The 25,442-nt window shown below is 42.9% G+C and carries 30 protein-coding genes; 2 read left to right on the top strand and 28 right to left on the bottom strand.

Annotated elements, in window-relative coordinates; translation table 11 throughout:
* Positions 1 to 6: 6 nt before the first annotated feature.
* From M1E96_RS12485 to M1E96_RS12600, 24 genes are all read right to left on the bottom strand, one after another.
* Complete coding sequence (locus tag M1E96_RS12485; RefSeq protein ID WP_369427057.1) at positions 7 to 171, bottom strand: hypothetical protein; 165 nt, start codon at positions 169 to 171, stop codon at positions 7 to 9.
* Positions 172 to 2,184 (bottom strand): M14 family zinc carboxypeptidase, encoded by a 2,013-nt coding sequence (locus M1E96_RS12490; RefSeq protein ID WP_369427058.1) that lies wholly within the window; start codon positions 2,182 to 2,184, stop codon positions 172 to 174.
* Positions 2,185 to 2,250: 66 nt separating this feature from the next.
* Positions 2,251 to 5,343 carry a host specificity factor TipJ family phage tail protein gene (locus M1E96_RS12495; RefSeq protein ID WP_369427059.1) on the bottom strand — a complete coding sequence of 1,031 codons (3,093 nt, stop codon included), beginning with the start codon at positions 5,341 to 5,343 and terminating at the stop codon, positions 2,251 to 2,253.
* Positions 5,340 to 5,720 carry a nitrite transporter gene (locus tag M1E96_RS12500; protein ID WP_369427060.1) on the bottom strand — a complete coding sequence of 127 codons (381 nt, stop codon included), beginning with the start codon at positions 5,718 to 5,720 and terminating at the stop codon, positions 5,340 to 5,342. Before M1E96_RS12500 ends, M1E96_RS12495 begins: the two co-directional genes overlap by 4 nt.
* 9 nt (positions 5,721 to 5,729) lie before the next feature.
* A complete protein-coding gene (locus M1E96_RS12505; protein WP_369427061.1) occupies positions 5,730 to 6,230 on the bottom strand; it encodes a DUF1833 family protein in 501 nt (166 codons plus the stop codon).
* On the bottom strand, positions 6,227 to 6,691 hold the full coding sequence (locus M1E96_RS12510; RefSeq protein ID WP_369427062.1) for a hypothetical protein: 465 nt from the start codon (positions 6,689 to 6,691) through the stop codon (positions 6,227 to 6,229). Before M1E96_RS12510 ends, M1E96_RS12505 begins: the two co-directional genes overlap by 4 nt.
* Positions 6,692 to 6,757: 66 nt before the next feature.
* A complete protein-coding gene (locus tag M1E96_RS12515; RefSeq protein WP_369427063.1) occupies positions 6,758 to 7,153 on the bottom strand; it encodes a hypothetical protein in 396 nt (131 codons plus the stop codon).
* On the bottom strand, positions 7,144 to 7,929 hold the full coding sequence (locus M1E96_RS12520) for a hypothetical protein (RefSeq protein WP_369427064.1): 786 nt from the start codon (positions 7,927 to 7,929) through the stop codon (positions 7,144 to 7,146). Before M1E96_RS12520 ends, M1E96_RS12515 begins: the two co-directional genes overlap by 10 nt.
* 123 nt (positions 7,930 to 8,052) lie before the next feature.
* The gene (locus M1E96_RS12525; RefSeq protein ID WP_369427065.1) at positions 8,053 to 11,451 is read right to left on the bottom strand and encodes a tape measure protein; all 3,399 of its coding nucleotides are present in this window, start codon (positions 11,449 to 11,451) and stop codon (positions 8,053 to 8,055) included.
* 62 nt (positions 11,452 to 11,513) lie between these two features.
* Positions 11,514 to 12,014, bottom strand: coding sequence for a hypothetical protein (locus tag M1E96_RS12530; protein WP_369427066.1), 501 nt, complete (start codon positions 12,012 to 12,014; stop codon positions 11,514 to 11,516).
* 103 nt (positions 12,015 to 12,117) lie between these two features.
* The gene (locus M1E96_RS12535) at positions 12,118 to 12,441 is read right to left on the bottom strand and encodes a hypothetical protein (RefSeq protein WP_369427067.1); all 324 of its coding nucleotides are present in this window, start codon (positions 12,439 to 12,441) and stop codon (positions 12,118 to 12,120) included.
* Positions 12,442 to 12,455: 14 nt separating this feature from the next.
* The gene (locus M1E96_RS12540; RefSeq protein WP_349493210.1) at positions 12,456 to 12,890 is read right to left on the bottom strand and encodes a hypothetical protein; all 435 of its coding nucleotides are present in this window, start codon (positions 12,888 to 12,890) and stop codon (positions 12,456 to 12,458) included.
* Positions 12,891 to 12,936: 46 nt separating this feature from the next.
* A complete protein-coding gene (locus tag M1E96_RS12545; RefSeq protein ID WP_349493209.1) occupies positions 12,937 to 13,869 on the bottom strand; it encodes a phage tail tube protein in 933 nt (310 codons plus the stop codon).
* A gap of 8 nt (positions 13,870 to 13,877) precedes the next feature.
* Positions 13,878 to 14,273, bottom strand: a complete 396-nt coding sequence (locus M1E96_RS12550; RefSeq protein WP_369427068.1) for a phage tail terminator-like protein — start codon at positions 14,271 to 14,273, stop codon at positions 13,878 to 13,880.
* The gene (locus M1E96_RS12555; RefSeq protein WP_369427069.1) at positions 14,270 to 14,683 is read right to left on the bottom strand and encodes an HK97 gp10 family phage protein; all 414 of its coding nucleotides are present in this window, start codon (positions 14,681 to 14,683) and stop codon (positions 14,270 to 14,272) included. The genes M1E96_RS12550 and M1E96_RS12555 overlap by 4 nt, the downstream gene beginning before the upstream one ends.
* A 1-nt stretch (position 14,684) precedes the next feature.
* The gene (locus tag M1E96_RS12560) at positions 14,685 to 15,071 is read right to left on the bottom strand and encodes a glutamate 5-kinase (protein ID WP_140187724.1); all 387 of its coding nucleotides are present in this window, start codon (positions 15,069 to 15,071) and stop codon (positions 14,685 to 14,687) included.
* 2 nt (positions 15,072 to 15,073) lie between these two features.
* Positions 15,074 to 15,466 (bottom strand): protein singed, encoded by a 393-nt coding sequence (locus M1E96_RS12565; RefSeq protein WP_369427070.1) that lies wholly within the window; start codon positions 15,464 to 15,466, stop codon positions 15,074 to 15,076.
* Positions 15,467 to 15,475: 9 nt separating this feature from the next.
* Complete coding sequence (locus M1E96_RS12570; protein ID WP_369427071.1) at positions 15,476 to 15,634, bottom strand: hypothetical protein; 159 nt, start codon at positions 15,632 to 15,634, stop codon at positions 15,476 to 15,478.
* A 45-nt stretch (positions 15,635 to 15,679) separates the two neighbouring features.
* Positions 15,680 to 16,813, bottom strand: coding sequence for a P22 phage major capsid protein family protein (locus M1E96_RS12575; RefSeq protein ID WP_369427072.1), 1,134 nt, complete (start codon positions 16,811 to 16,813; stop codon positions 15,680 to 15,682).
* A 92-nt stretch (positions 16,814 to 16,905) separates the two neighbouring features.
* A complete protein-coding gene (locus tag M1E96_RS12580; RefSeq protein ID WP_369427073.1) occupies positions 16,906 to 17,670 on the bottom strand; it encodes a DUF6651 domain-containing protein in 765 nt (254 codons plus the stop codon).
* Positions 17,671 to 17,785: 115 nt separating this feature from the next.
* A complete protein-coding gene (locus M1E96_RS12585; RefSeq protein WP_369427074.1) occupies positions 17,786 to 18,898 on the bottom strand; it encodes a phage minor head protein in 1,113 nt (370 codons plus the stop codon).
* 3 nt (positions 18,899 to 18,901) lie between these two features.
* Positions 18,902 to 20,287 carry a DUF4055 domain-containing protein gene (locus tag M1E96_RS12590; protein ID WP_369427075.1) on the bottom strand — a complete coding sequence of 462 codons (1,386 nt, stop codon included), beginning with the start codon at positions 20,285 to 20,287 and terminating at the stop codon, positions 18,902 to 18,904.
* A gap of 3 nt (positions 20,288 to 20,290) precedes the next feature.
* Complete coding sequence (locus M1E96_RS12595) at positions 20,291 to 21,862, bottom strand: terminase (RefSeq protein WP_369427076.1); 1,572 nt, start codon at positions 21,860 to 21,862, stop codon at positions 20,291 to 20,293.
* A complete protein-coding gene (locus M1E96_RS12600; RefSeq protein WP_369427077.1) occupies positions 21,859 to 22,425 on the bottom strand; it encodes a terminase small subunit in 567 nt (188 codons plus the stop codon). The genes M1E96_RS12595 and M1E96_RS12600 overlap by 4 nt, the downstream gene beginning before the upstream one ends.
* 27 nt (positions 22,426 to 22,452) lie before the next feature.
* Here M1E96_RS12600 and M1E96_RS12605 point away from each other — a divergent pair, with 27 nt between their 5' ends.
* Positions 22,453 to 22,683, top strand: a complete 231-nt coding sequence (locus M1E96_RS12605; RefSeq protein WP_369427078.1) for a hypothetical protein — start codon at positions 22,453 to 22,455, stop codon at positions 22,681 to 22,683.
* Between the two features lie 115 nt (positions 22,684 to 22,798).
* Here M1E96_RS12605 and M1E96_RS12610 read toward each other — a convergent pair whose 3' ends face one another.
* The 4 genes from M1E96_RS12610 to M1E96_RS12625 form a co-directional block, all read right to left on the bottom strand.
* The gene (locus M1E96_RS12610; RefSeq protein ID WP_369427079.1) at positions 22,799 to 23,110 is read right to left on the bottom strand and encodes a hypothetical protein; all 312 of its coding nucleotides are present in this window, start codon (positions 23,108 to 23,110) and stop codon (positions 22,799 to 22,801) included.
* Positions 23,111 to 23,495: 385 nt separating this feature from the next.
* Complete coding sequence (locus tag M1E96_RS12615) at positions 23,496 to 23,873, bottom strand: hypothetical protein (protein ID WP_369427080.1); 378 nt, start codon at positions 23,871 to 23,873, stop codon at positions 23,496 to 23,498.
* A gap of 150 nt (positions 23,874 to 24,023) precedes the next feature.
* Positions 24,024 to 24,494, bottom strand: coding sequence for a lysozyme (locus tag M1E96_RS12620; protein ID WP_369427081.1), 471 nt, complete (start codon positions 24,492 to 24,494; stop codon positions 24,024 to 24,026).
* The gene (locus M1E96_RS12625) at positions 24,494 to 24,763 is read right to left on the bottom strand and encodes an HP1 family phage holin (RefSeq protein WP_004912034.1); all 270 of its coding nucleotides are present in this window, start codon (positions 24,761 to 24,763) and stop codon (positions 24,494 to 24,496) included. Before M1E96_RS12625 ends, M1E96_RS12620 begins: the two co-directional genes overlap by 1 nt.
* Positions 24,764 to 24,881: 118 nt before the next feature.
* Here M1E96_RS12625 and M1E96_RS12630 point away from each other — a divergent pair, with 118 nt between their 5' ends.
* On the top strand, positions 24,882 to 25,364 hold the full coding sequence (locus M1E96_RS12630) for a hypothetical protein (RefSeq protein ID WP_369427082.1): 483 nt from the start codon (positions 24,882 to 24,884) through the stop codon (positions 25,362 to 25,364).
* The last annotated feature ends 78 nt before the right edge of the window (positions 25,365 to 25,442 follow it).

Below are 25,442 nucleotides of genomic sequence, written 5' to 3' on the forward strand. Positions count from 1 at the left end.
TTTTAATTACAGCAATACACTATTATCATCAAGGCCATATTGTTTACGTTCCGCAGCTTCCTGCTCTACCCTTTCAGCTTTAATTTCGGCGTTCTTAGCCCCCTCCTCCGCTTGCCTATCCGCCTCCTCTTTCGCCAATCGCTCGGCTTCTAGCTTAGAAAGCTGATACATTTAAATATTTCCAACATCATATCCTAAATATTGTGGCTCAATAATCGCGTACCACCGCACAACTGTAACACTGGCTGTTCTAGATGCTACATGCACCGAGAGTGGGTACTTCCTTTGAGACTTGTCCACCCTAAAGATATTATCAACGTAAAGAGCAGAAGTTGATTGCGCTTGTATCGTAGTGTACGGTACAGCCTTTCTGTCTACAGCAGTCCCATCTCCTATAACACCCAAGAACACATCAGTAGCTGTATCACTTGTATTCTTAACTACCGCACATGCCCTGATTTTAATGACACCATCTATCCCTGCATCGTATGAGTTTCTTGGAAATAACTGAATCCAGTTAATACCAGACGGCACAAGAATATCTGAATTGTCATCAGATATATGAATAGGGAATAATTGCCTTACTGCTAACTTAGCAAACCCAGCTATAACATTCCCATACATCTTAACTGCACCCGTTATTGAGTATGAGGTATCTTTAGCTTGACTGTACGACGCACCCTCTCTTGCCCACGCTGTATCTGTGTGTTCACATGTAATACTCGGTAATCCGTATCTAACCGTAGCATAAGCCCTTGATGTTGGGCTATTCTGATTTTGAAGGATCTCAATTCTAGTATGTTTATTAGCGAACTTGGTGAATATCTCATTAGCAATAGGGTCAGCTAAAGGACTACAGAATCCAACAAAATGCGGTGCTTTAGCTGAATTCCCCGTGTATATACCCATACTATGGATATCGATGTAAGCAACTGCTCTAGAAGAAAACTGCCCAAACCAGCTTCTTAGAGCTACTGTCTCTGACTCCGAGAAAGGTGCGTCCCCCTTATAATCAGCATCACCCGGATTAGTTGTTGGTAATGTGTCCCACAAATAATCAAAATTACGATTAAGGTTGACGCCTCGGCTGTTATTCCGCACTTTCGGAGTTTGGCTCACGCCCCACGGGTTGGCAACTGGTACAATTCGTATTCTTGTATTGTAGTACAACCAGCGCAGTGCAGGTATCTCATCCCCTTTCTCCACTAAGTCCTTCATAAAGTACAAAAGACCTAACATGCTAATAGTCTCTGAACCATGAATTCCAGCAGTGACTAATACTTCTCTTAGAGTTCTATCCGCTGGCGCACCTGTTGGATTATTCGCCCCGACCCAAAGGTACTGTCTAATAGGGTAAGCACCATCTTGTGACGTTCCAATATCTTCTTGTCTTACTAGCTTACCTTTTGACGCATTAACGAGCTTATCAAATTCAGCATAAAGCCAATTCGCGTTAATCGTTGTAGTTCCACCCGTTACTCCGTCCACTGCTTCGTTCCAACTCGGTACGGGTTCGGGGTCGTAAACATCTAAACGGCCTTTTAAGTTTCCGAGCGTTACAAACTGTTCCGGCATTAAATCATCAACAGGTTCATTGTGCATACGTGACCTTACGTTACCTGTTGCGGGTACTGCAACAGGGGCATTCGCTTCACTGGCAGTGAGCTTAATGCTGTCCAACGTTCCCTTTTCATTAGTCACACCATCAGCGATAAGACCCATATTAACAGCCGATTTGAATGTTTTGTTTAATTCACTACGCAGGTTCGCATCACCAACACTGACCCACGCACCTTTATTGATACCCCCAGTAGACTGTGGTGTTGAACCTGCAGCAACTTGCTTCTGCAGCTCACCATCCCAACGATAATAATCCCCATCCCCCTCTGGGAGTGCCCATAATACAGTTTCATTGCGAGTATTAACTTCGGCTCCTTCTTGAAATGATCCAACTGGCGAATAACCTGCAGCCAAAATAGCGGAGAGCATATCTTGATTAAATTTTTCAATTAATCGCTCATTTCGCATCTCCATGCCGTGCCAGCTGAGACGCTCAGAACCGAATCTGTCCGTCCATTTTTCTGCTTCTCTATCATTCGTTGCTTTATCTAAATTTTCACTATTGTCATACAGGTTTTTTACTGATGCTGAACCAAGGGGATCTTTTGTGTTATATGTAGTCATTCAAGACACCTATAAATGCAAAAACCCCGCACAGTGGCGAGGTTCGTGATTAATATAATGAGTTTATTACGCTGGGTATTCAGCGTCATCGTATTGATAAAAAATCGCTTTATACTCTTTGGCGACAACTTGGCAAGTGCCGTCTGAATTGGGGGTAATTTCCTGCATAATGCCGTCATAACCCACATATTTAGATGAGCAAAATATCAACCTGGGCGGTTCAATATACGGGTCGTCCATTATCCATGAATCAATTTCCAACTCACTGGAGAACGGAATAGAGAGCGTATATTCATCTATCTGCGTGGGTACCAAAAGGCGTGATGCGCTACCATCTTGCAAGCGAATTAAACAGCGCGGTTGCTCAAATGACCAATCAAGAGGCTCATTGACCGTGAGAATAATTCGCTCCTGGTCATGACTTATGTTCATCACTAAACAGCTGATGGTTTTATTGCTCGGGATATCATCCGTAAACACAATGCGATCCCCCACGTTATAGCAAAGCGCATCCAGTTCCGTAGATGTTGAATAACTGAGTCGTTGGTGTAAATGCTTCATGAGTCGCCGCATGCCAATACGATAGGCAATGGTAGGGTTTAACACGCCATCGGCTTGATAATCTTCCACCTTTTTCGATGTAGGGTTATCTTTTGTACGACATTGGATGGTTTCTTCTGCCCATGTCACGCCATTAATGTAAGTCACATCCACACCACCGTAATCATCCTCAGAGGGCGCAGTGAAGCCAGTTTGCAAATCCTCAGTCGTTTCTTGCGGGCTAATGACCCCCGTCCACGGCTTAACCCCCTCTCTATACGCTGAGGCTAAACCCTCTGTTAACAAAAACTCCCCCATTCCCGCTTTGCAAATTCGCTGTAGTACTTTTAATGCCGATTCACTGTTACTTTCGGATGACCAGTCAAACAACTCATTACGGGGTGACCAATAGGTATTGTGTAGCTCCTCGATGGTCTGATTATCGATTTGCGCATTATTCATCCCGAGGCTATTCAACACATGATAGAACGCCCCTTTGATACTGCGCGAGGGGTGATTACCATACAACCTTGTTGCCACCACATTAATACGGCGGTCAGACTGCGCTGCCAAGCGGTTTCCAGTTCTTACCGTTAATGCAATCGTTGTTAGCCCTTCATAATGCGTTGGCCTTGAGGTTAATAATGCACGTAAGGCCTGCCAGTGGCACTGGTCACGGGTACTTCCTCCGCCCACATCAGAAACACGTCTAACACGCACTTCATATTGCGCTTGCTGGGGTAGTTCAAATACTTCCGTGAAGCCGATTTGGTCTTCGGTACTGCGACTATAACGAAACTCTTTTGTGACCCACTCAGTGTCATTAACGCCCCGATACTGAACCGCTATTTTCACTTCCCGTGAACCACGACGCCCTTTTTTATCATAAGATGCCAGCCCCGCAGGGAAAACAATATTAAGCTCCATGCGGTTAGTCGTTTCGCCATTCGGACACGCAAGGAAAGGCCCTATCCAGTTTTGCTCATCATTAATGCCCGTGATACTGAAATCCAATAATGTACGCTCACGGAAACCTTGCCAATTGGTATCAACCACCGTGACGTCGTTCCCTGACTCGTCTTTTTCGACAGTGAAGCGCTCGACACTGAGGGTTAGCCCATCAATTTCCGTGATTTTGTACTGATTACCTTTAAGGCCAAGGCTAAGGCGTTGAGTACCTTCAGGTAAGCCAGAAAATGCAGAGCCTGTCGCACTGTTATAGGCCAGTGAAATATGCGCTTCTATCGCAGGTGTGCCACCTGATGACGGAACGCCACCATTAAAGCGGGGTTCGGCACCGAATACAGAATCGGGTAGTGATGATGCAAGAATATTACCGCCAATATAAGGACTGGATTCTTCCGTGATCACAATGCGCCCTGACACATCCCACGCCACTAACCCAGAGCCAACTAGTTGAGTCGTGATGGTATTGACTAAGCCGCTCATGGTGACGTAATCGGTTAAGAGCGAAATATAATACACCGCACCTTGCCAGCTAATTGCAAAAGTTTCAGGCTCAAGCGTGAAGTTATAGGTTCGGGGTGATTCATTCGCTTCAATCGAGGCAGCAATTCCCCCAACGCCGGGCACAGCAGGTTGACGCGGCGCATAGCTTTTTACAAATAAATCATAGTGATTATCGTTAAAGACTAGGGTGATCGGCTGACCTACATACGGCAACAACTCACTCATATCGCCATAAATCACACTGTGGCTATTTTCCGTTTTTACGGTAAACGTGTCCGGGGCTTCAACGGTGATAATGGTTCCGACTTTCCATGAAGCGGGGATAGTCGAATCATGAGGCGTTTCTTCGTCGCTCGACTCCGTATTAATCATCGAAATGGACGCCCCCGAAACCGCTACTGCCTCGGCATTCACACTGACACTTTTAGGGGCGCTGGAACTCAAATCAAGCCCTGTCGTTCCCGCTGTTGTGGTCCCAACTTCCGTGGAGTTATACCAGTTTTCGGTGCGAACATCCCCTGTCACATCAACACCCGGTTGATATATTGCATAATTAACATCATCGCCGAAGGAGGAAATTGGGGTATTACCAATTTTGATGTTAGACGCATTAATTGCAAAATTGCCACGACCCACACACAAAAACATTTGCGTCCGGTATATTTTGGGATCGGCTTTATCAAATCGACTAATCGGTTGCACCAGATAATCAGGGAACACCCGAAACCGTCCAAACACCTCACGGATGGGGTCGCCTAGTTTAGCGCTATTGGCTTTAGCAGGGTTTAGCTCGAGCTGGTCACCATTGCCCGATGAGGAATAGCCGCCCACATCAATATTGCGCATCATAAATATTGAATATGCGGCTGTTGCTACGGCGATCCCCACCGCAATCCAGCCGATAGTTGCAGCTTCAAGACCAAATGGAACGGGATAAATTTTTACATCATCTTCAGCGCGAATAACCGTGAGTGGCCAATCATTCGGATGAATGTGGGAGCCGTTAACGTCAATACTGATCGGTTGAGTATCTTCATTATGATACCCGTTCACCTTCTCCGTTAACCACTGGTGCAAAGTTATATTGCAATGCTGGTGAGTTTCTAACGGCTCACCCTGCAAGCGTGAGGGATAAATACGAATAGTCACTGGTAATACTCCACATGCGAAAACCGTCGCTCAAATCGGGATAAGGGTAAAATGGTGACATTAGATTTTGGGTTACACTCAACCGCATGAAGCAACCCGTTAATATCCACAACAATCGCTACATGGGTGATCATGCTACTGGTATAACAGGCGGCAACAGCCCCCTGAACAGGTTTACAGCGGTTGACTGTTTTCGCCAGCAACTTAGCCTCTTTGTCTAAGCCGTTATCGTCTTTGGTTACCCCTTCGAAAACTGGCCATGTCGGTAAACCCAAATCCTGCCGAATTTCGTGAACGATGCCATAGCAGTCTAAATAAGGATAAGCGCGTCCGCCCTTCTGCCAAGTGACAGAACGGTATTTATCAATGTTAAACATAGAATGCCCTTAAGAGAGGTAGCGAAGCCCAGCGTGCTCGGCGAGGTTATAACGATGGCGAGGCCACGCGGTATCAAGAATATTCATGTAACCTGCGGTGATTTGAACATCAGACCACGTCCATTGCCCTGATTTAACGGTTAGCGTGAAAGGCGGCTTACTCGGTGCGGTGAGATCAACATCAAGGTATTGACGATAAGTGACTTCTGCCAGTGTACCACTGGGTTTTTCATTGTACTTATCAATCGCTTCCCGTATTGCACCTGACACAATGCCGTCGATATTGCTGATAGCAAATTTCAGGTCTTGGGTACCATCTTCATTGCGTGCCGGTAGCGCAATGTCCATCCCGCACGCAATAAACGTCACCAGCCGCCCATCTTCTAATTTTGCCTCAATATCATCCCAACCTTTTGTTAACCAGTGATCTTCACCATTGACTCTGATTTGCAAGGTTTCAATTTCCACCTCTGAACCGCCAGAGGCATACAACCGATTTAATATTGTCATGCTTCTGGCCACTCTCGATTTAAGGCAATATCTAAGATATCTGACTGAACAATGTACTCAGGGAATAAACCGTAATCTTTGGGTAACAAGGGCTTTTCCCACAACTCTAACGTTGCTGAGAATTTCCAGTGGTTAGGGGGCACTAAAATAGGGCCTTCATAAATATCCGTAAACCGACATTTATATAATTCAACGCCGAGTGGTGTTTTTAGCTTCATCAAGAACCACGCAGAACCATCACTTAAAGCATCTCGATACCATGCCTCAAATAATTGCGTTTGCGGTTCTTTTTCGAAGTACCAGGAGACTGATAGGTTTGTTGGGGTTGATGTATATACCCGTCGTTGTCTTGCTCGACCTGAACTTAATTGCGTTCGCCTTAACGGTGATACCGGCTTAAATGCATAACCTTCTTGTTCAGGCAGCGGTAGATATTCATACGGATAGGTTATTTCAGTCATGCTATCCTCGGATTTTAGAAAATAAAAAACCTGCCGAAGCAGGTCTGTTTTTAAACATTGATTTGTTTAGCATTTACTTGATTTCTTGAGTGATTTCATTTCAAGCATTTTGTTAATTGCTTTTTCGCTTGTAGCTATATTTGCCTTTGCATTAATCATAGTCATTCCATCACTATTCAAACTATAATCAGCCACTACCCTCATCCCTTTCATGTTTTTCAAGGCGTAATGCAGAGCAAGTAAATCTTTTTTATCATATTGCTCTCTTGCTGACGTATCTGAACGAGCCAAATAATCTATCAGTCCTTGATGACTATCTTGTGGACCATAAGCCATTGATGGGTAAATACAATGGTATGCCGCATAATAAGACCTAGATATTGCATTTCTGCATCCAACTTCGCTTTCAGTTTTCATACAATTTTTAGAGAAATCAAGTATATCTAGATATGTTATAGCCACAATAGTCGCTCCTTTAATTCAGATATATCATTAACCCCACCAATAAACACGCTGAAGTTTTTACCTATAAACTCGTCATGTTCGGCTAGTTTATATGCCAATGCTATATTCATATCCGATAATATTTCTGGATCATCACACTCTGCCGTCATCATGAATAAATTAGATTGTTCATCATGAGCTGAGGTGTTTGTGTAATTTATAGCTACTATTTGAACCTTCCACTCATCCAAGATAGAAATAACTATATTTGCCAAGTTCATTAGCTCTTCCTCGCTCAAACCAGACAGCATGAGATATTTCATCAATGCAAGCTTTGCATTTTGAAACTCATTTATATAGGCATTCCTTTTATCTTCTTCTGATAACTTGATAGCCTTTGAGATAAATTTTTCAGCATTGCGTAAATCCGCAATATTAAGGCATGATTGGTATGCTAAAAAGGCAAGTGTGGGAGACTCATACTCATCCGCAAAACGGTGAAGTAATTGTAAGTATTTAACATTTGATGAGCGCTGATTAATCACTGCTAAATAATTTCTAGCATAATCTAAGTTATTTACTTGTATGGATAATTCAAAAAAATCACAAGCTTTATCAATTTTGTTATTCAGGCTATATGCTAAAGCTTTTAGATGGTTTTTCTCCAATCCACTACTATACTTATCAATTTCTCTAAGTGTTTGCATTAATTCAATTTCATTAGACACTTCTTCATTTGAAATTCTGTCTTGAAGAGAGTGCATTAATTCTTCTGATTTATGAATTGGTTGCATACATTTATCTTCTTTCTCAAGCGTGTAATTAAAAAAACTTTGCTTATCTTATGATCTTTACGTGGGATTCTCAACATAGGAAAAGTGGTTACTCCCTTATACAAGAGAGCGACCCGAACCTAGTTAGCCTGTTTTACGCCCATTGTATGTACCACGCATAGCATTTCCTAACTTACCATCTCCTTTAATAATTTGAGCAGCTGCCACATCAATAGCTTGCTTTATTGCCTTTTTCTGTGACTGCTCTATTAATTCAATAGTTTTATTATCGGGGTTACCTTGTATAGTGATCGGAGCTGAATGCACGGTAATGTTATTTTGTGTCATTGACTCCTGATTACTATTATTCGTCGTCTGGTTAGCTGGGTGAATGTTTTTCATAGCGTATTGGTCTGGCGTCATCGATTTAGATAAGTCTTCTAGCATCTTATCTAGTCGCGCCGAGGTGTTTTGAGTCATAACTCGCTCACCTTTTTCCAATAACCATGTGCCCGTTTGCGGAACCTTATCAATACCATTATGTGCCATACCAGTAAGTGCGATACCTTGAATATTTGACACAATACTTGCAGTTTGCGCTGCTACCGAGGCCATAGCTGCTAAGTTCATTGGAAACGGATTTGCCGCGGCCATTGCTATACCTTGTTGGATAGATAACATAGATTGAGCTATCGCAAATGCTTTGTTAGCAACAAACGCCGCTTTGTATACCGCTGATTGCTCACCAAAACCATCACGTGTAATTGATACGATACTATCCATAATGGATTCAGTCGCTGCTCGGTTTATTTCTCGACGCTGAGCCTCTATCTGATCATTTGCTTGTCGCGCTGTTTTTTGAATTTCAGCAATTCTCGCCTCATATTCTGCGGTTAGATTTGCTTTCCCCTCATAATATTGGCGGTAGGATTCCAATTGTTGTTCTTGCCATTGGTTAACAGCTTCTTGAGCTTTTTGAAGCTCATTCATTTGCTGTTGCATACCGCCCCAAGTACCCGATAATTCACCACCTGTAGGCAATAAATTACCTGTCACACTCGTTACACTTTGTGGCAATGTTGGCTTGGTATTTTTTATAGCATTATTGCGCGATGTCTCGTATTCACTATCCGTTAGTTTTCCAGCGGCTTTTAACTTATCAAGTAGTGTTAGCCTCTCTACAAGCAGCGTATTACCTTTTTTCATTTCAGAGTAAATGCTAGTCTGCTGGCTACGATACTCTTCCATTAATTTAGCGGTTTCTTGCCTGACCTCTAACTCTTTATAAGCAGCCAAAACCAAACCTTGATTTGCTAATAATGACTTTTCATCATCGGTTGCTTTGCTTCCTTTAGCTTTAATGGCTGCAATTTGGCGCTCAAACGATAAACGCTGAAACCCTGCATCTGTTAACTTACCTGAGTACCTAAGCTGATCTTCAATTGCTAAAGCTTGCTCCCTCAACTGCTTGAGCATTTCCTGTCCAGCATCACGACTTTGTTTGGTTGTTTTACTTAATTCCTTGTTTTCTTTGTTAAGGTTATACAATTCAGCGGCAGCATCTTCTAAAACCTTAATATTTTCAGGTCTAGTTTCTCCTGCGTCCTCAGCTGCATACTGAGCTCTTAGTCGCTCCCTTGCCTCACCTGTTTTTTTAGCTAGCGCTATATCACGCTCCAGCTGTTTCTTAAGCCTTGCGCCGCCATCAGTAAAATTAAGCTGTAAGGATGCCGCATTAAATCGACCTAGTGCGTTGGCTGCAACTCCTACATCGAAACCAAAGCTTTTAAATGCCGCAGCTCCATTGGGAAGAGTTGTTTGTGTGTGCGCTCTTAATAAGTCAGCGCCTTGTTGTAACGTACCATTCAAATCAGCTTGAATTAATTTGACTGTGTTTTGCGCTCGACTCAGATCATCCTTAGCTACAGAAAGACTTGCAGATGCGGCCTCATATTTCCTTTGCGCTCGTTCGGCTTCCTCAACAGCCTTTGTGTGCTCTCTAGTGCCAACAGTCTCTTTCTCTATCGCTTGAGCCTTACCAAAAGTTCCTCTGAAAGCCTCCGCCTTTGCTTGCTCTGCTTTTCTTATTGCAGACTCTAAAGCGACATAGGAGTTTTCAAGATCACCAATCTTGATAAGCTTTTGCTCACGAGTCATCTCCTTGAGCTTTTCAATTAACCCACTAAGCCCACGCGATAAATCTATTGCATCAGCTTTTGCCTGCTGCATACTCGTAGCAAATGCATACATGCCACCTGCCGCCAACATAGCTAATCCAATAGGCCCACCAACTAACGCCAAGCCGCCCTTAACTAGATTATTGGCAACGCTCAACCTACCCTGCGCTGCTGCCAACTCAGTAGTTGCGACTGTTTCAGCTTTTGTCGCCGCTGTAAGTACTGCTGTTTGGTTGGCTAATTGTGTCTTTAGCGAAATACGCTGAACTTCCTTAGTCGCGGCTGCTTGCTGTGCTTTAGTGGATTCAATTGCTGCTATTGCTGCCGCTTTTTCATTCTGAGCCTGAATCAGTGTTGCCCTTGCAGTATTAACTTTATCCACCGCAAGCTTACGATTTGTTAATGCGTTCTCAGCGGCTTTTTTGGTTGAATCATAAATACTGCTAGACAAATTACCAAAGTAACGAGCTGCGCCAATTCCGACTAATGCCGTTAATGTTGTAGCCACTTCATCGAAATTATCACTTACAGTTGCCAAACCTGCTGACATTGAGCGAGTAATGCCTAGACTTTGGTTCATTTCCCCGTAATAGGCTTTGACTGAATTGGTAATGCGAGTCAAACCATCAGCAAAGGTATTATCCATAGAGTCAGCTAACGCGTTATTTGCATCTTTAGCAGCCATTACTGCATCAGCAAATAACTTGAATGATATCTTGCCTTCCGATGCAAGTTTTTTAACTTCCATTTCAGTAACTTTAATACCACCGTTTTGCTTTTCTAGCTGTCTAGCTATATCCCACAATAATGTAGGTGTGGCATTCATTATTGAATTCCAGTTTTCCCCTGCAACCCTTCCAGCAACCATTGATTTATTAAGTGCATTCTGCATAGATAAAACTTCATTAGCACTTGAAGCATTAGCGGTCATTGCAGATGAAAGAGACTCAATGTAATCGACTGTCTGAGTTGTGCTATAACCAAGTTCCTGCATTGCTGTAGCTGCACCAATATAGAGTAACTGAGTGTCAGCAATATCTTTACCATTGCGATTACTGATAGTTAAAAATCGTTCCTGAATAGCTGAGTAATTTTTAATATCACCCTCAACAGATCTCAAGGCGTTTTTCATACGCGCTGCAACCTGCCCCCATTCATCGACCGTTTTAATAACAATCCCAATTGATAAAGCACCTGCAGCTGACGTTGCAAGGCGTTTAAAGGAAAATCCTAGTTCATCAGTTGACCCTGTGGCTTTTTCACCTTGTGCGGTTAATCGTTCTAGTGATGTAGCCAAAGTGTCTGAGTTACGCTTAGCTCCCGTACTGTCTAGAATTATTGCTAGCCTTGAGGTCTGCTCAGTCATTTCTATCTCCTAGAACGAAAAAACCCCGCCAACTGGCAGGGTTAATTTGATTGATTTGCTAGTTATTTATTAAAAATAACTGTTAATTGGTGAACCTTTCGGTTAGGTTCTTCCCATATCCATACCTCTGATTTTCCATAGCTACTTTCAGAAGCTTCTTTAATATTATTGCAGCTATCTGATTCTTTGCATTTATCAGAGATATTAGTTAGCGCATCTTGGTTAAACCCTATAGATTTTAAGTAATCAATTTCTTGGCTCAGTTTATTTCCAAACTCTTTAAAATCAGGTAGATAATCTTGACCTCCAATAAACATCGACTCCACTTCAAATAATCCGGCTTTATCAAATTTTAATGAATTGTAATATGAAAGTTCACTAAATGGCTGTTCTGCACCAAACACGCACACCGTTGTTTCTGGTTTTTTCTCACAATCACCATCTTTAATAAAACTGATGCTATCGATGCTCTGCCCCCACTTCAAACCGAACGGGGCATCTGGTTTACTGTCACACCCTGTTAGCAAAGCAACCACAGCAACCACTGCTAATATTCTTTTCATCATCAATACCTTTTAATTATCAATGATTGAATATTAGCAAATAGTTGAAGCAATTGGATGTAAAACCTAAACTAAGAAATAAATTGAAAAAACTTACCTAATGCTAAGTATCGTTTTTATCCTTCCGTTCCTGCTCTTTCATCCATTCTTCACGGAATAGATCATCAAGCGCAAAAATAGCCGCATCGAATTCTTTGCGGCTTATTGCTGTGGGTTTTGATGTTAGATACTGGTCGATATCGCCAAGTGATAGAGGTAATGGACATGCTGTCATACCTGCATATCGACGGTTGCGACCGATAATACCGTAAGCCATTAAAAGCTCATTAATGACACCATCAAATTTAGGGGCAGGAATGTCGGGAAGGCCTAGCTGCTTTCGCTTCCACTTGGCCTTATCACCTAGCTCACCACCAAACTCAGTCAACCACTTCTGAGCATCTAGTGCTTTTTTACGGTATCAGCCACGTTTTCAGTTTCTTCTTTGCCTAATTCAATCGCCGCATTAAGGATCTTCCAGTAAAATTCAGGGTTTTGCTTTAATAGTATAGCCCCACGCTCAGGCGAGTATTCAATGGCTATTTGATTACCATTAATATCTTGCTCACCCACACCCTGCCAATCTTTCAATAAATAACGCGCAACTGTAGCCATTAATAAATCGTCAGGCGTTTGCGTGATATCAATTTTAGTTAAATCAAATTCAGGGGTACCCACGTTTAATTTATTATCGAGTCGGTCAATATGGCGGTAGATGGTTGCACTTGTCGAACGATACTGTTCGTTTTCAATCGAACCGATCAGCAATTTCACACCTTCTTGTGGCTCAATCCATTTTGTTACTTCCAATTTTGACTCTTTATTAATAATTAGCATTGATTTACCTTTAGCAAGAAAAAGCCCGAATTAACGGGCGAGATAATTAATCGTCATCACCCGTAACGAGTGGGATGCGTGTAATGGTTGGTGGTGTGTCTGCTGCTGTAATATTGAGTTGAACCTGAATAATGTCAGTGTTACCACCATCAGGCCAATCGCCATCAATTTGTACTGCGGGGAACAAGAAGGTATAGCCCCCTTCCGCATTTTGCAGCGTGAATTCAAACGGGATAGTTTCACCCGTTAGCGTTTTTTTCCAAATTTCCCAAGCGGCTTTAGACCAGGAGAGGGTAATCGTACCCGATGGCGTAAAGGTGGTCGGGATGTTCGCTCCTGCAAATGGCGAACCTGTACCAATGCAGCGTTGCGTCTGCATATTGTTGTCAAAATTCAAGCTAAAGGAATCCACACAGAAGCCGTTACCGCCTTGGATGCCATTCAGTTTAAGGTTAGTGACCTCTTTGAAGCTGTAACGCAACTTGCCTGCATTATCGACCGGCTCAGTATAATACTTAGTACCATCACCTTTAGAGTCAAAATCTAGCCCCGCGAAAGTCACTGTTACCGTTACGTCTCCATCGGCAGGGGTTTCAATTTGCATTGAACCAACTTGGCAACCACGAGCAATCGAAGCAACACCGATATCAGAGGCGTAAGTTGCAAGTGAAAAAGTAATGCGTGAATCGCCCATAGTCAGTGCATTATTAACCCACTCAGCACCAAAACAAGACGCAAGAAAATCGTCGTGTTGACCATAACGAAACTTAGCGCCGACATCACCACCCACATCAACGGTTGTGAGTGACTTACCTTGTGCCATTCGAGTTCCGCCGATTTCGTCATTATCAGACGTATTCTGCGTAGGCTTAACTCCGTAGCTTGTTCGTGTTAATAAATTCCAGACACCACTCGTTGGAGTGGTTCCAGTCGTTGTCTCACGGATAAAAGCCGTGACCGTTTTTGCACCTGATGCCATTTAGCCTCCTAGAGTGCGCGATAGGGAATGGATAGATTAAATTGATACCAGCCATGCCCTTCATCACCAATATCATCAGCAGACACTGAAAAATAATCCAACTGACCATCGGTTTGGTTTTCAAATAACTCTCTCAGTTGATCTGCAATTTGAGTGATAAAAAGCGTGCCCGTTTCCAAGGGAACAAATAATTGAATGAACGCGATACCGGTACGATGAACGACAGGACCGTTTCCAATTTCTTGTGTGCCTGATAAGCCATGTTTGATGGTTAAACGTGCCCAAATAGATTTCCCTGTTGGGTCGTATGGCCTACCGTTCGAGTGTCTCACATCGTTTTTAGCAATAGCGGTCTGCGCCGTCATTCGTTGAGTGATGGCGTTTCTAATTTCTGTTAATGTCATTTGTATGCCTGTGCTATGCTTTCGAATGACAACCGATAAATCCCTTCAGGCGCTTGGCCAGAATGACCATTTTCAAGACTTGAAGCATAGGGAAGATTGTTTTGAATATAGATGACAGGAAAACGCTCTCGACTGGCTTCGCCTATTTTACCTATCCCCATCGAATACGCCTGTACACCACTGCTTGAACCACGCTCTAACTTTGCCCCTCCCGTAAAGCCAGTTTCGCTATAATCAGGATGTTGAATGCTCACCGCATTGTTATTGCGAAATCGCCCGGTATCAACGGGTGAACGTTGCACAATCTCAGTCAATAACTGTATAGCGATAACGCGCATTTTTCGATTTACATCGGCTTCAACAAGTCCCGCGAATGCAGAGGGAGGAATAGACCAGCTTTGCTTCGCCATATTATCCCCCTCTTAATTGAATGGAGTATGTCGCGCCTGTTGGGTCAGTCCCCACCGATTTAACGGTGTACGCTCTCAACTCGTGAGTGACGAGGTCTTTTGTCGTGATAGTATGGTTAACTTGAGGTGTGCCAGTGACTTCATTGGTTAATGCGGTGAGTTTTAAATCCCCCATAAGGATATTTACGTTATCAATTTTTGAGGTCGCATAGCGCGATAAAACACCTCTCCCTGAATACTCAATAACCGTATCAGTGCTGGTTTCTGTAACAGGATCCCAATCATCGCCTTTGATAATGTATTTCCCATCAAACGTATTGACGGCATCCGCGAGGTCATCATCAAATGCTGCTGCTAATTCGGCTTGTAGTTCGTCACGAAGCCCCATTATTACCCCCTACGCAATCGCACTTGTTGAGTATTAACTCCATATCGGCTAAGTAGCGCTAACGCCAGTTGCAAGTCGGGGTCTAAACGTGTCGTACTGCCTGAATTTAACTCCGCATAGGATCTAGACACTGAAGCTCCATCAGCATTAACCGTTTTACTGGTCAGCGAACCGCTATCCGCTTGCTGATAAAGTTTACCTTTAGAAGCAACCTCAGCCGCATAGGCACCCGCTTGTTTTACATCATCAGGAATATCACCATGACCAAAATCTCGAAGATTCAGTGAGGTTAGCCATGCGTTGGCTGATAGTACTGATTTAGGCTTTTTAGACTTTTCAGCCCAATCAGTCCCCAGTTTTAAATCGACATCCTCAATCGTGATATATTCGACCATGAAATGCCCTTACTTAGCTTGCCAGCCCTCATTCGTCCAGCGTTCAACTTCATTAGGGTGAACATCCGCATCGATACCATTCAAGTGCATAGCAATCAATTCAACTTGCCGCTCGGCAGCCTGTTCACCTAGCTCTGTTTCGTCAATATTTTTTGGTTTTTTAGCCATATTGATTCCTCCAAAGAAAAAAAGGAGCCGAAGCCCCTTTATGATTTAACCTAAAATAATGCAGCTGTGCTCTGCCTTAATCGGTGCAACACCCCATGACAAACCAACTTCATAACGCACTTGGCGATATTGGCGATAGAGCGCCACTTGGAAGGTAATGCCCGACTTTGGATCAGTCACATTCATGACATCATCTGCGGTATCCCCACCTTCTGGCATTGCTGGCGTACGTGCAGCCAGTAGGAATGCTCCACGATCAAAGGCCATATTCGCCGTATAAGTACCCAGTACCGTAATAACCGTGTCATCGGCTAAATCTTGGCGCAAGCCCGGAGCCGCTAGAGTGATGGTTGATGCTGTCGCTGCAGCAATAACGTATTGATGAGCATCCCCAGCGAACGTAACGGTATCACCAGCTTTGAAAGCCCCCGTCCCCGTATCCACCGCAATGATGATGTCGCCTTCTTTTTTATCGCCATTTACCAAATAGCCGGTTGCAGCAGAAGCGTGTTTTTTAATATTCGCGGATTCGTGAATATTGAAGCCTTCTAAGCGACCGATGACACCTTCACGCAATAATGTATCGGTACCGGATTCGTTCACTTTGAACAGAACGGACTGTTTACCACGCAAGTTAGCAATTGCAGAAGACCCGAGTACCATCTGTAAATCGGTGGTTGGTGCTCCGTTATCGCTCATCACTTGACGGGCATTTGCCGCATCACTTAAATCACCCGCTACGCCAAACGGTGCTTTACCCGCTTCACCTACCGCACGAGAAGATGCGTAGTAAAGTGCTGCAAGGTCTGAATCCACTTCATTAGATAACGTACGAAATGCTTGTTTAAATTGATCCGCAAGAATGGTGTTGTAAGTTCCAGTAGGGCCTAACGCAAGCTGTTCTTCACCATTCCATTTGACAGGTACCATTTTGGACTTGGTGATTTCAACATCTACGCTACCGATCGATTGATCGCCATCATTGGGTGCAACAGCGCCAGGAATGATATCGACCGCGGTTGCCCCCGTTGTAACCGGAGCTCGAACTGTTTGGCCTTTAGCTGCTGCGTCTGCTTTAGCATTGCGTGATACCGCAGGGGTAAAACCGACTTGCTCCCGAGAAACCGTATCAAGTGCGGTATAAATCGTCGGGATAAGCGGTGTTAATGTATTGGACATGTATTGTTCCTTATCGATTTAAATATGATTTGTTTTTTTTGATGGCCTATCCAGACCTAACGATGCCGATCATCCGAAAGGCATCTGGAGGGTTAATCTACGATTGTAATACCGTTGTTGACTGTAGAGCTTTGTTCTACTGGGCTTAACGTATTGAATGCTGCACGCTTCATTGTTTTTTGCCCTGCTTGATGCTGAGTTGATTTTGTGCCCATGCCACTATTATCAGAGGCTTTTAAAATGTGATCTTTTTGCGGGTACTGCTCCACTAAGAATTCCAGCGCTTCATCAAAGCCCGCTAACTCACCTGGCTTAGCACGAGAATAAATTTTGTTACCTGATGGGTCATAAGCCACGACATTACCGTCTTCAATTTTGAATGATTGACCGAAGCGGGCTTGAACAAAGTCGGCAGGAATAGCCATCTTTTCGGTGATGAATTTAGATCCTGCAAAGCTACCACCAATAATCGAGTTATAAAGCTGCTCTTGAAGTGTTTTGGCTTTGCTATTAGCTTCATCCAATTGGGTTTGGAATGATTTGGTAATATCGGCTTTAACTTGATCCACTGCACCAGCATCAATCAGTTTCTTCTGGTCAATTTTAGTTAGCGTCTCAATGGCTTCCAATGCTTTTTTGGGGTCTTCAATACCCGCGAATTTAGCCAGATTCGCTTCCGCCGCTTCTTTGGCTTCACGATGTGATTTGGCTTCACCGTTCAATGATGTAATTTTGCTAACTGCTTGCGCCGCATCGAAACCGATTTCTTTACCATCATCGTGCTGATAAATAGGAAAGCCTTTATCATCAATTTCAGCGTAACTTTTACCATTCACTTCGACTGTCTTTAACTTCATATCATCTTCCTCGCCTTCCGGCTTTAAAAGGTCATCCGACCGTTCGTTATGTGGCATCCGCCCAATAACAGGTATAAAAAAAGACCCCGTTAGGAGTCTTGGTAATCAGTTGGCTTTACAGCCTAGCGCGACGAAACGCCTCACTGTCTATTCGTTTAAGTTGCTCTAGTGATAAATACTCACCTTTGTCGGTATAAAACTCATCAAACGATAAACCACCGTTACGCATGAGTGATGCGCGAGTTTTACCGAGTATTTCATCTTGTCTATCTGGCTTTTGTTTTTTCAACCAATCCGCGTAATTAATTTCAGAGGGGATTTGCCCATCCATACTGGCTCTGGAGCTGTTAGGAATATCGCGAATATCAAGCCCTAACTCCTTTGCAGATTTCAAAACAAGTACCTCAGTCGAACGACAGCAAAAATGCAGTTTTCCGGGTCCTTGCAGATACGGAATTTTATGGCCAATCGGTTTGTTATCCATCGTGTACATAAGCTGATCACGAATTCGGCATTCTGGTGTCGTTCGATTATCCAGTGTTGATATCCAGCGTTTACCTTTGACGATATCACTGTTTGCGTTAGCAAAGTGATCACGGCTCACAGACGCCATATGTCCTAATGCCGTTTTGGTAATGCTAATGGCATTTGAGCGACTTAATTGCAACACACTATCCTGATAGCCTTTATTGGCATGACCGCGCACCTTTCGGGCTATCTGCTCGGTGGTATCACCCAACAAAAAGCCCTGTCTCACCACATTTGATATTCTGGCCATGCGGTCTGCTTCAAGGTTCTTCATCCAACCTTTCAATAATCGGCCTTGAAAGGGTTGAGACATGGCAGCGGAATAGGCTTGTTGTGCAGAGATACTTTGCAGGGAAACCTGCTTAATCACTTGCTCAGGGATCGCGGTAGCAAATAACGATAACTGATAACCGGCTTCGTGTTGTGCAAAAGCTAACATCTCACTAGATAGGTTAGCATGAATAGAATCAATCGCCTGTTTATTGACTTCTCGCACACTACCCAACAGGCTTTCTAGTCGCTCAACAGTGAAGTTCTTAGAATCTAATCCATCCATCGCTACCAAAAGCCGAGCCACTAGCTCTGCATCGCTCTGGTTAAGTAATTTAACGATTCGCTTAGCCACGCCAGTGCTGTACCGACTGACCCAAATGGCGTGAGCAATACTTTCATTTTGGATAAAGTCATTTGCTGTCGCCATACGCTACTCCATGAATGAGGGATCTTGATTTTTTAACTCATCAATAACCTCTTCAGGCTTGGTATCTTGGTCAATTAAACCTAACGCTTGTAATGCGCGAATCGCGTCAATACGACGAATATCACCACCTTGGCGCAAGGCTTGAACCGCCAGCGCGGCTGTTGAGTTAATCTCTTTGTCGCTGATTTCAAGCTCAGTTCTGACATCCACATTGCCGCCCGCGGGAAGTCCTTTGTACTCAGCAAAAATCTGTAGAATGTTATCAAGCGCATCCTCAAGCGAAATCGCCATCGTGTAGAGTGGCGAGTTTTCCTGCATTTTCTCTTCGTTGGTTTGCTCGACAGATTTTGTCGATGTGTTATCACCTTTGATCAGCTTTGCACCGGCTTGGCGCATTTGCTGTTCTAAATCGGCAATGGATTCTTTACCGGCGCCAATAGCAGATCCAGTGTGCTCAACATATTCAAGCCCACCCCTAGTCTTATCATCAAATTTCGTTGCTGATGATGAGCCGATAGTGAGTTCTGCACCGTCATTCAAGCCATAAGCCACCAATAAAGGAACCCGTGCAACATGCAAGATGTTGTCTTGTTCACTTTGGCTCTGCCAGTGTTTGATATTCAAAATAGCTAAATTAAGCAATGGTGGTGACCCACGCATAAATCCTGTACGTTTTGTATAAAGCGTGACTAGCGGAATGTCATCACGCGAAGTTTTCCATTCTTCATGGGGTACCCATATGTCATTCCCATCTTTACCTTTATTTCGGCGATAAATAACAACTTTGCGGGGCATAATGTGGCGTATCTGCTCTACCTTTGTTTGCCCGAAGTCATCACCATCTACCGTAATAATTTCTTTCACGCGCAGTTCAGTCAGGTATGTTTTCCCACCTTTGGTTTCGGATTTCCAACCAATCACCTGACGAGGGTTAAGCATAGTTACATACGGCCTAGCCCCGAGCTTCTTTTCATCACTTTTGGTTTTGACTAGGTCCAAATCCACTCTGGGATAATCAACCAATGCATGCGCCAAACCATACTGTAATGCGATATAGAAGAATTGCTGTGCCCATACATCAAGGCGACTGCCTTCCATATCAACATCAGTGGCAATTTCAACAATTTCAGGCGGAGTTTCTTCACTCAATACAATAGGTGCCGCAAGAACACGCCCTACGTTCTGATTAATGGTTTCTTCATAAGCGGGCAATAATGTTGCTGTTGCGAGTCTTTCCTTGTAAGAATCATTATCTTCTTTAGGCCATTTAGGCATGTATTGCTCGCCTAATGTGCGCATATACAACGTTCCGCCCATTAATGCATCATTGATATCCCAAGCCTCAACCATATCGTTATAGTCAAGGTTGGGAGTTGAAATATCAGGCATAGTTTATATCCTAAGTTTAGTTACTGTTCCGGTAGGTTTATATGGCTTATGAAGTACACGATAGCGAGTAGCATCCCAATCATGATCCTCTTGCTCAGTATCTACATCATCAGGGTTTTTAGAGTCTCGAACTAAAACAGGAACTCGGCTGATCCACCCGCGACAATAGTCAAACACATAAAAGGCTGGCTTTTCTGGCATTCCTGACTCTGTTTTCTTACCTTCGACCACCGCCTCTAGCATGTCAGCAAATAAAGACGCTCCGTTAATACGAGAGCCGGGGTTTTTGTTTGCTTTCATCCATTCGACACCTTGAGTCTCCATTTTTTGTGCGATGGAGTCCTCGTCATCGTTAGGGGTATAGATAGAGTTATCAGCAGGGCCTTTAATCACTTTTTTACAGATATTGGGCATGATGTTTAATTGCCCTTGCGTAATACCGCCTTGGGTTATTTCGTGAGGAATAACAGCATCTAATCCAACCAAGCGCTCATCAATCCACTTAATGCCTTTAGCAACGTTGGTTGATGACATGTTCAGCCCTTTATTCAATTCATCAGGCGGACAACCGTACCATTCACCTATCAAAATTAAGGAGCCAGCAGGAGGGCAAAATTTACGACCATCTGGTAATGTGGCTTCTGTACCATCTGATTGCGCCCACCACAGATTAGAGAAGGGTTTTGACTCCCCCCAGTCATGGGAACGATCAACAATCCAACTATCAGGTATTCGAAACGGCTTAATAACGTGATGAGTTGCATTCCAAAGATGGTCAAAACGCCCACCGCTCGTCACATCCCAAGAACCTTCCACCCATGCTTTTTTACGATTGGGATCCTTAATTGACATTAAAGTCGCAATATATACAGGATCTAGGTAAGGATTTTCTTTAAAGGAACCATGAATAGCCACGCGGGTTAATGTAATATCTTCTTCCCGCTCAGTTTGTGGGTTAAATACTTTTTGGGTTTCACGGATAACCGTTCCGCGCGGCGCAGGTTCGATGAAGCGTTTTTTCACCCATGTATGACCGATGCCAAAGGGGTTAGTGGTACTAAAAACTTCAAGCGGGATAGGCCTCAATAGTGAACCGTTTTTCAGTGGATAATCTTCTGGCCTAAACGATGAACGCCTACAGGAAAACATCATTTCATAAAATTCAGATGATTTTTGCTTGGTTAACTCGTTAAAACCAATAAAAGGGAACTCTTGTCCGTGGTAATCCCAATAATCATCCGCTTCTTTACCAAAACGAAATAGCAACTCTTCACCTGTAGGCCATACCCAACGTAATTCCGAGGCTGATGCTAAAAAGCGAGCGCCGTCTTTAAACAGTCGATACATACGTTTTGATTGCGTGATGATGTCACCAAGGTTTTTGTATTCCGTATCGAATATAACACCACGCCAAAATGAGCCATAACCCACGCCAACATTACGCCTAAAACGAGCCAGTTGAGCCGCTGTTTTGCCGGGGCCTCGTGTTCCTTCATACAATATTTCGTTACAGGGGCAACTTAGAGATAACGATTGGGATCCGGGTAAAGGTTTCCAAACGACATTGTACTTCATCCACCGAGTACCTCGCCTTGTTGCTGCTGTGCCGATTTCTCCCAGTCATCCACATTGTCACAAGATGAAACCAGCATGATGTTATGCTCATTCTTAACTTTAGCTTCGATTTGCTCTTTAAATGCTTGCACTTTGACATGCTTACCTAATAGTTCTAAGTTTTTCACTTTATCAGGCCATTTGATTTTCTTAAGCAATGCTTCAGTATCTTCTTCACCCGAAGAAATGGACATGATATCTAAACCACTTAGTGTGGTTCGCCAAGATTTAGGCCAATCCTTGATGGGTTTTAAGTCACCGTTCTCAGTGAGAATATCCAGTACATCCATTTGGTCAATTTCAACTAACCTCATAAGGACATAATCAGCATCTATTTCAACACGCTCATTCCTATTTGTTTTAAGTTCTTTAATTCTATTTTGAATGTTAACATTTATTAACAGTCGGCTTGATTGTGCGTTAGCAGTTTTCTCACTATACCCCGCACGAATAGCCGCTTGTGTGGCATTTAAATCGATGAGGTACTCGCGACAAAACATTTCTTGTTTATCGTTGAGTGCCATTCACTTATCTCAAATAAAAGGTGTTGTATGGGAAACCTTACGATTCATGCAGGTTTAGTTAATGGTGACTTAATGCCAATTATTAATGATGATAAAAGCTCATCAGAAATCGTTGAAGCATTTACTGGTGATGACACTGGAGCACCACCTAGATCAGTGACAATAACTGTCATGACCGATTCTGGTAAAAAAATAGAAATTTATATTCCTAACAGTAGTGCAAGTGCATCCGTGAAACTTGATGGTAAGACTGTTTAACCAATAAATCCGGGTTGAATTGCAATCCGGTTTAGCCATCGTGTTTATCTCCTTAACCTATTAAAAAGCCCACTCGAAAGTAGGCTTTGTGATAAGTTGATGAAGTTTTAGATTGCTATTCGACTCTACTATTGGGATATTCATGATTATATATTTGCAGGTATTTGCTAAAAAATTCTTCTTTCGTCAGAGTGGCATCTCTATTATTACAAAATACCAACTGAATGAATGGAGAAGTTGCACCACCATCATATTTAGCCATTGTTTTTTTATACAGAAAGCTAACATCTATATCGTTAGCGTTAAAATAGTTAATTAGCCTAGATATTGCACCAAGCTGCCCTTGCACAATATGAAATCTTTCAACATATTCTCCATCTATGCCCACATTTTTATGTGAGCATGTATCACTATGTGTATACATCATATGATTTACCATACAGATCCTTATTCCGAGATTATTAGTGTCTATATGATATTTGGGCTTTGATAGCATAATCAACCCTGCTCTCTAATACTTTCAAGAAACCTAAAATATCCACTCGCAGAGATAAATCAGACCTTCAATTACTCCCCACCCGAACACCGCACATACAATACCGAGGACAAGGAAGGCTGGTGCGTATGAATCATTAAACATGATACCTCCCTACTTTTAGTTATTGGTCCTAGCTGCTTCAATCTCTCTGATAGCTTCTAGTTGCTGATTAGCTTTACCAATTGTCGCTAATAACAGGGGGATCCATAGAATGGTCTGTGAATATGACAATGTTTTTCCATCACTATCGGGTGGTAATGGTGCTAGAACAGGTTCAGTTAATGTTGCCGGTATCGGTGTGCATTGCGCTGGAACGTAACTCGTTTGTGTACTCGTACAGCCCGTTAGCAATAGGCTGGGGCACAAGAGGATCACAAACAGACTCTTTTTTGAGTATCGTACGATATTCAATGATTTTCTCCTGTGCTTTAGTGTCGGCCTGAATGCCGTTTCGGTATGCAACTGAAGCGATTTGATTAAACCGGTTAAATTGAAGTGATTGCTTAGAAATCGTTTCGCTTAGATTGTTATTATCTTGGCGTAACTGCTTATTCTCTTTTTGAACTTCAATCCTCGTATCATGCTCAGCAACAATCCACCAGCCTAATATCACTACCATGATAAATAGCCAAAATGACTTATCGAATTTCATAATTCACCTGCCTACCCTTGTAGTGATCGATAGCTTTTTGACAACGCTTTTCTAAACTGGCTTTATCAGTGCCGCATGTATTATCAGTGAGTCTGTGAGCACCAAATACAATTATTGATATCGCTAACAGCATAAAGAAAATTACAGCCACTATAGGTTTCCATGACATATGGCCGCCTCCGCCTCTCTGCGATTAACTAACCCACGCCAAACCTTTCCACCAGCGTAAACCCATTTTTTCAATTCTTCACAAGCACCGTATTGGTCGCCTGCATTTAGCTTTTTAAGCATTGTCGATTTAGCGAACGCACCGGTACCAACGTTAAAAGCAAATGAATAAAGGGCTGCTTTTGTATGTTCATCAACAGGAACTTTAACAAGGCGATCTACCTGTAATTTAGTTTTCATAAAATCAAGCTCTAACAGTTCGCTGCATTCTTCTTTTGAATAAATTTTATCGGGGACAATGTCTTTTCCCGTATGCCCATAACAGACTGTTAATATCCCACCCACATCTTCATAAGGCTCATATCTAACACCTTCAAAATGTGCAATCACAGTTAAAGCAATAGCCGAAGCCCCAGCGCCAACAAGCACAGTTAATTTTTGTTTGAGTGACATTAGATATCCTTGGGCGCTTTCGCCATTAATTCGGCGGCTTTTCGTGCGGTAGCTGATGGGTTTTGTGGGTCAGTCTTATTGACCAGGTCTTCAAATAAACGAGTTCGTTTTCGTTGTTCCCGCCTATTCATAAAAAAGGTAGCGAGGCCAAGAATGATGCTAAACGCCATCCCGATAATAAAGCCCCACTCATAAAGTGATAAACTTGCGAAAAATGCTGTTAGCCCAGCACTGCCGTAGGCTGCGTTGCTATATTTATCCATACGCATGATCTCACCCCCTACGGAGTGCCTGAGTTAAATAAATTAAGATTAGTGATGATCGAGCTCTTTCACGATAAGATGAAATTAATTGGCTAAAATCATTGAATTTAAAATGAGGGTATTTATGTCAGAAACAACTAATACGAATAACTTAACGAGCACAGAGGATATCAGCACTCTTAAAAAAGATGACTTGACTAACAAAGAGGAAATAAATGACGCTTCAAATAGCCTTCACGCCCAAATTGAAATAGCAAGAATCAATTATGAATCAGGATTACAGATAGTAAAAATGTTATTTCTAGCACATGGAGGTGCAATTGTTGCTCTTCTGGCTTTTTTTAGTAATGTCTGGAATAAAGGTTTAAACCAATCAGTACTTCAACTATTTGCCAGTTCTATGTATAGTTTTGGGTACGGTATTTTTTTCACTGTAATGTGCACCTTTTTCGCCTACATGACAAACATACTCCAGTCCTTCTCGCTTAGTAATAAAAAAATCATAATACCTATATTAGCCATGTTTTTATTTGGCGCTCTATCTGTAATAGCTTTTGTTGTAGGCTTAAACCAATCATACAATGCGATAAAACTTCAATTTTCGTAAGGTAAGTATTATTTAAACAAAACCCAGCGCATTGGCTGGGTTAGTTCATCACAGTTACTAAAACGGCAACTTATACCT

The organism is Providencia sp. PROV236, assembly GCF_033676985.1.
Classification (GTDB): domain Bacteria; phylum Pseudomonadota; class Gammaproteobacteria; order Enterobacterales; family Enterobacteriaceae; genus Providencia; species Providencia manganoxydans.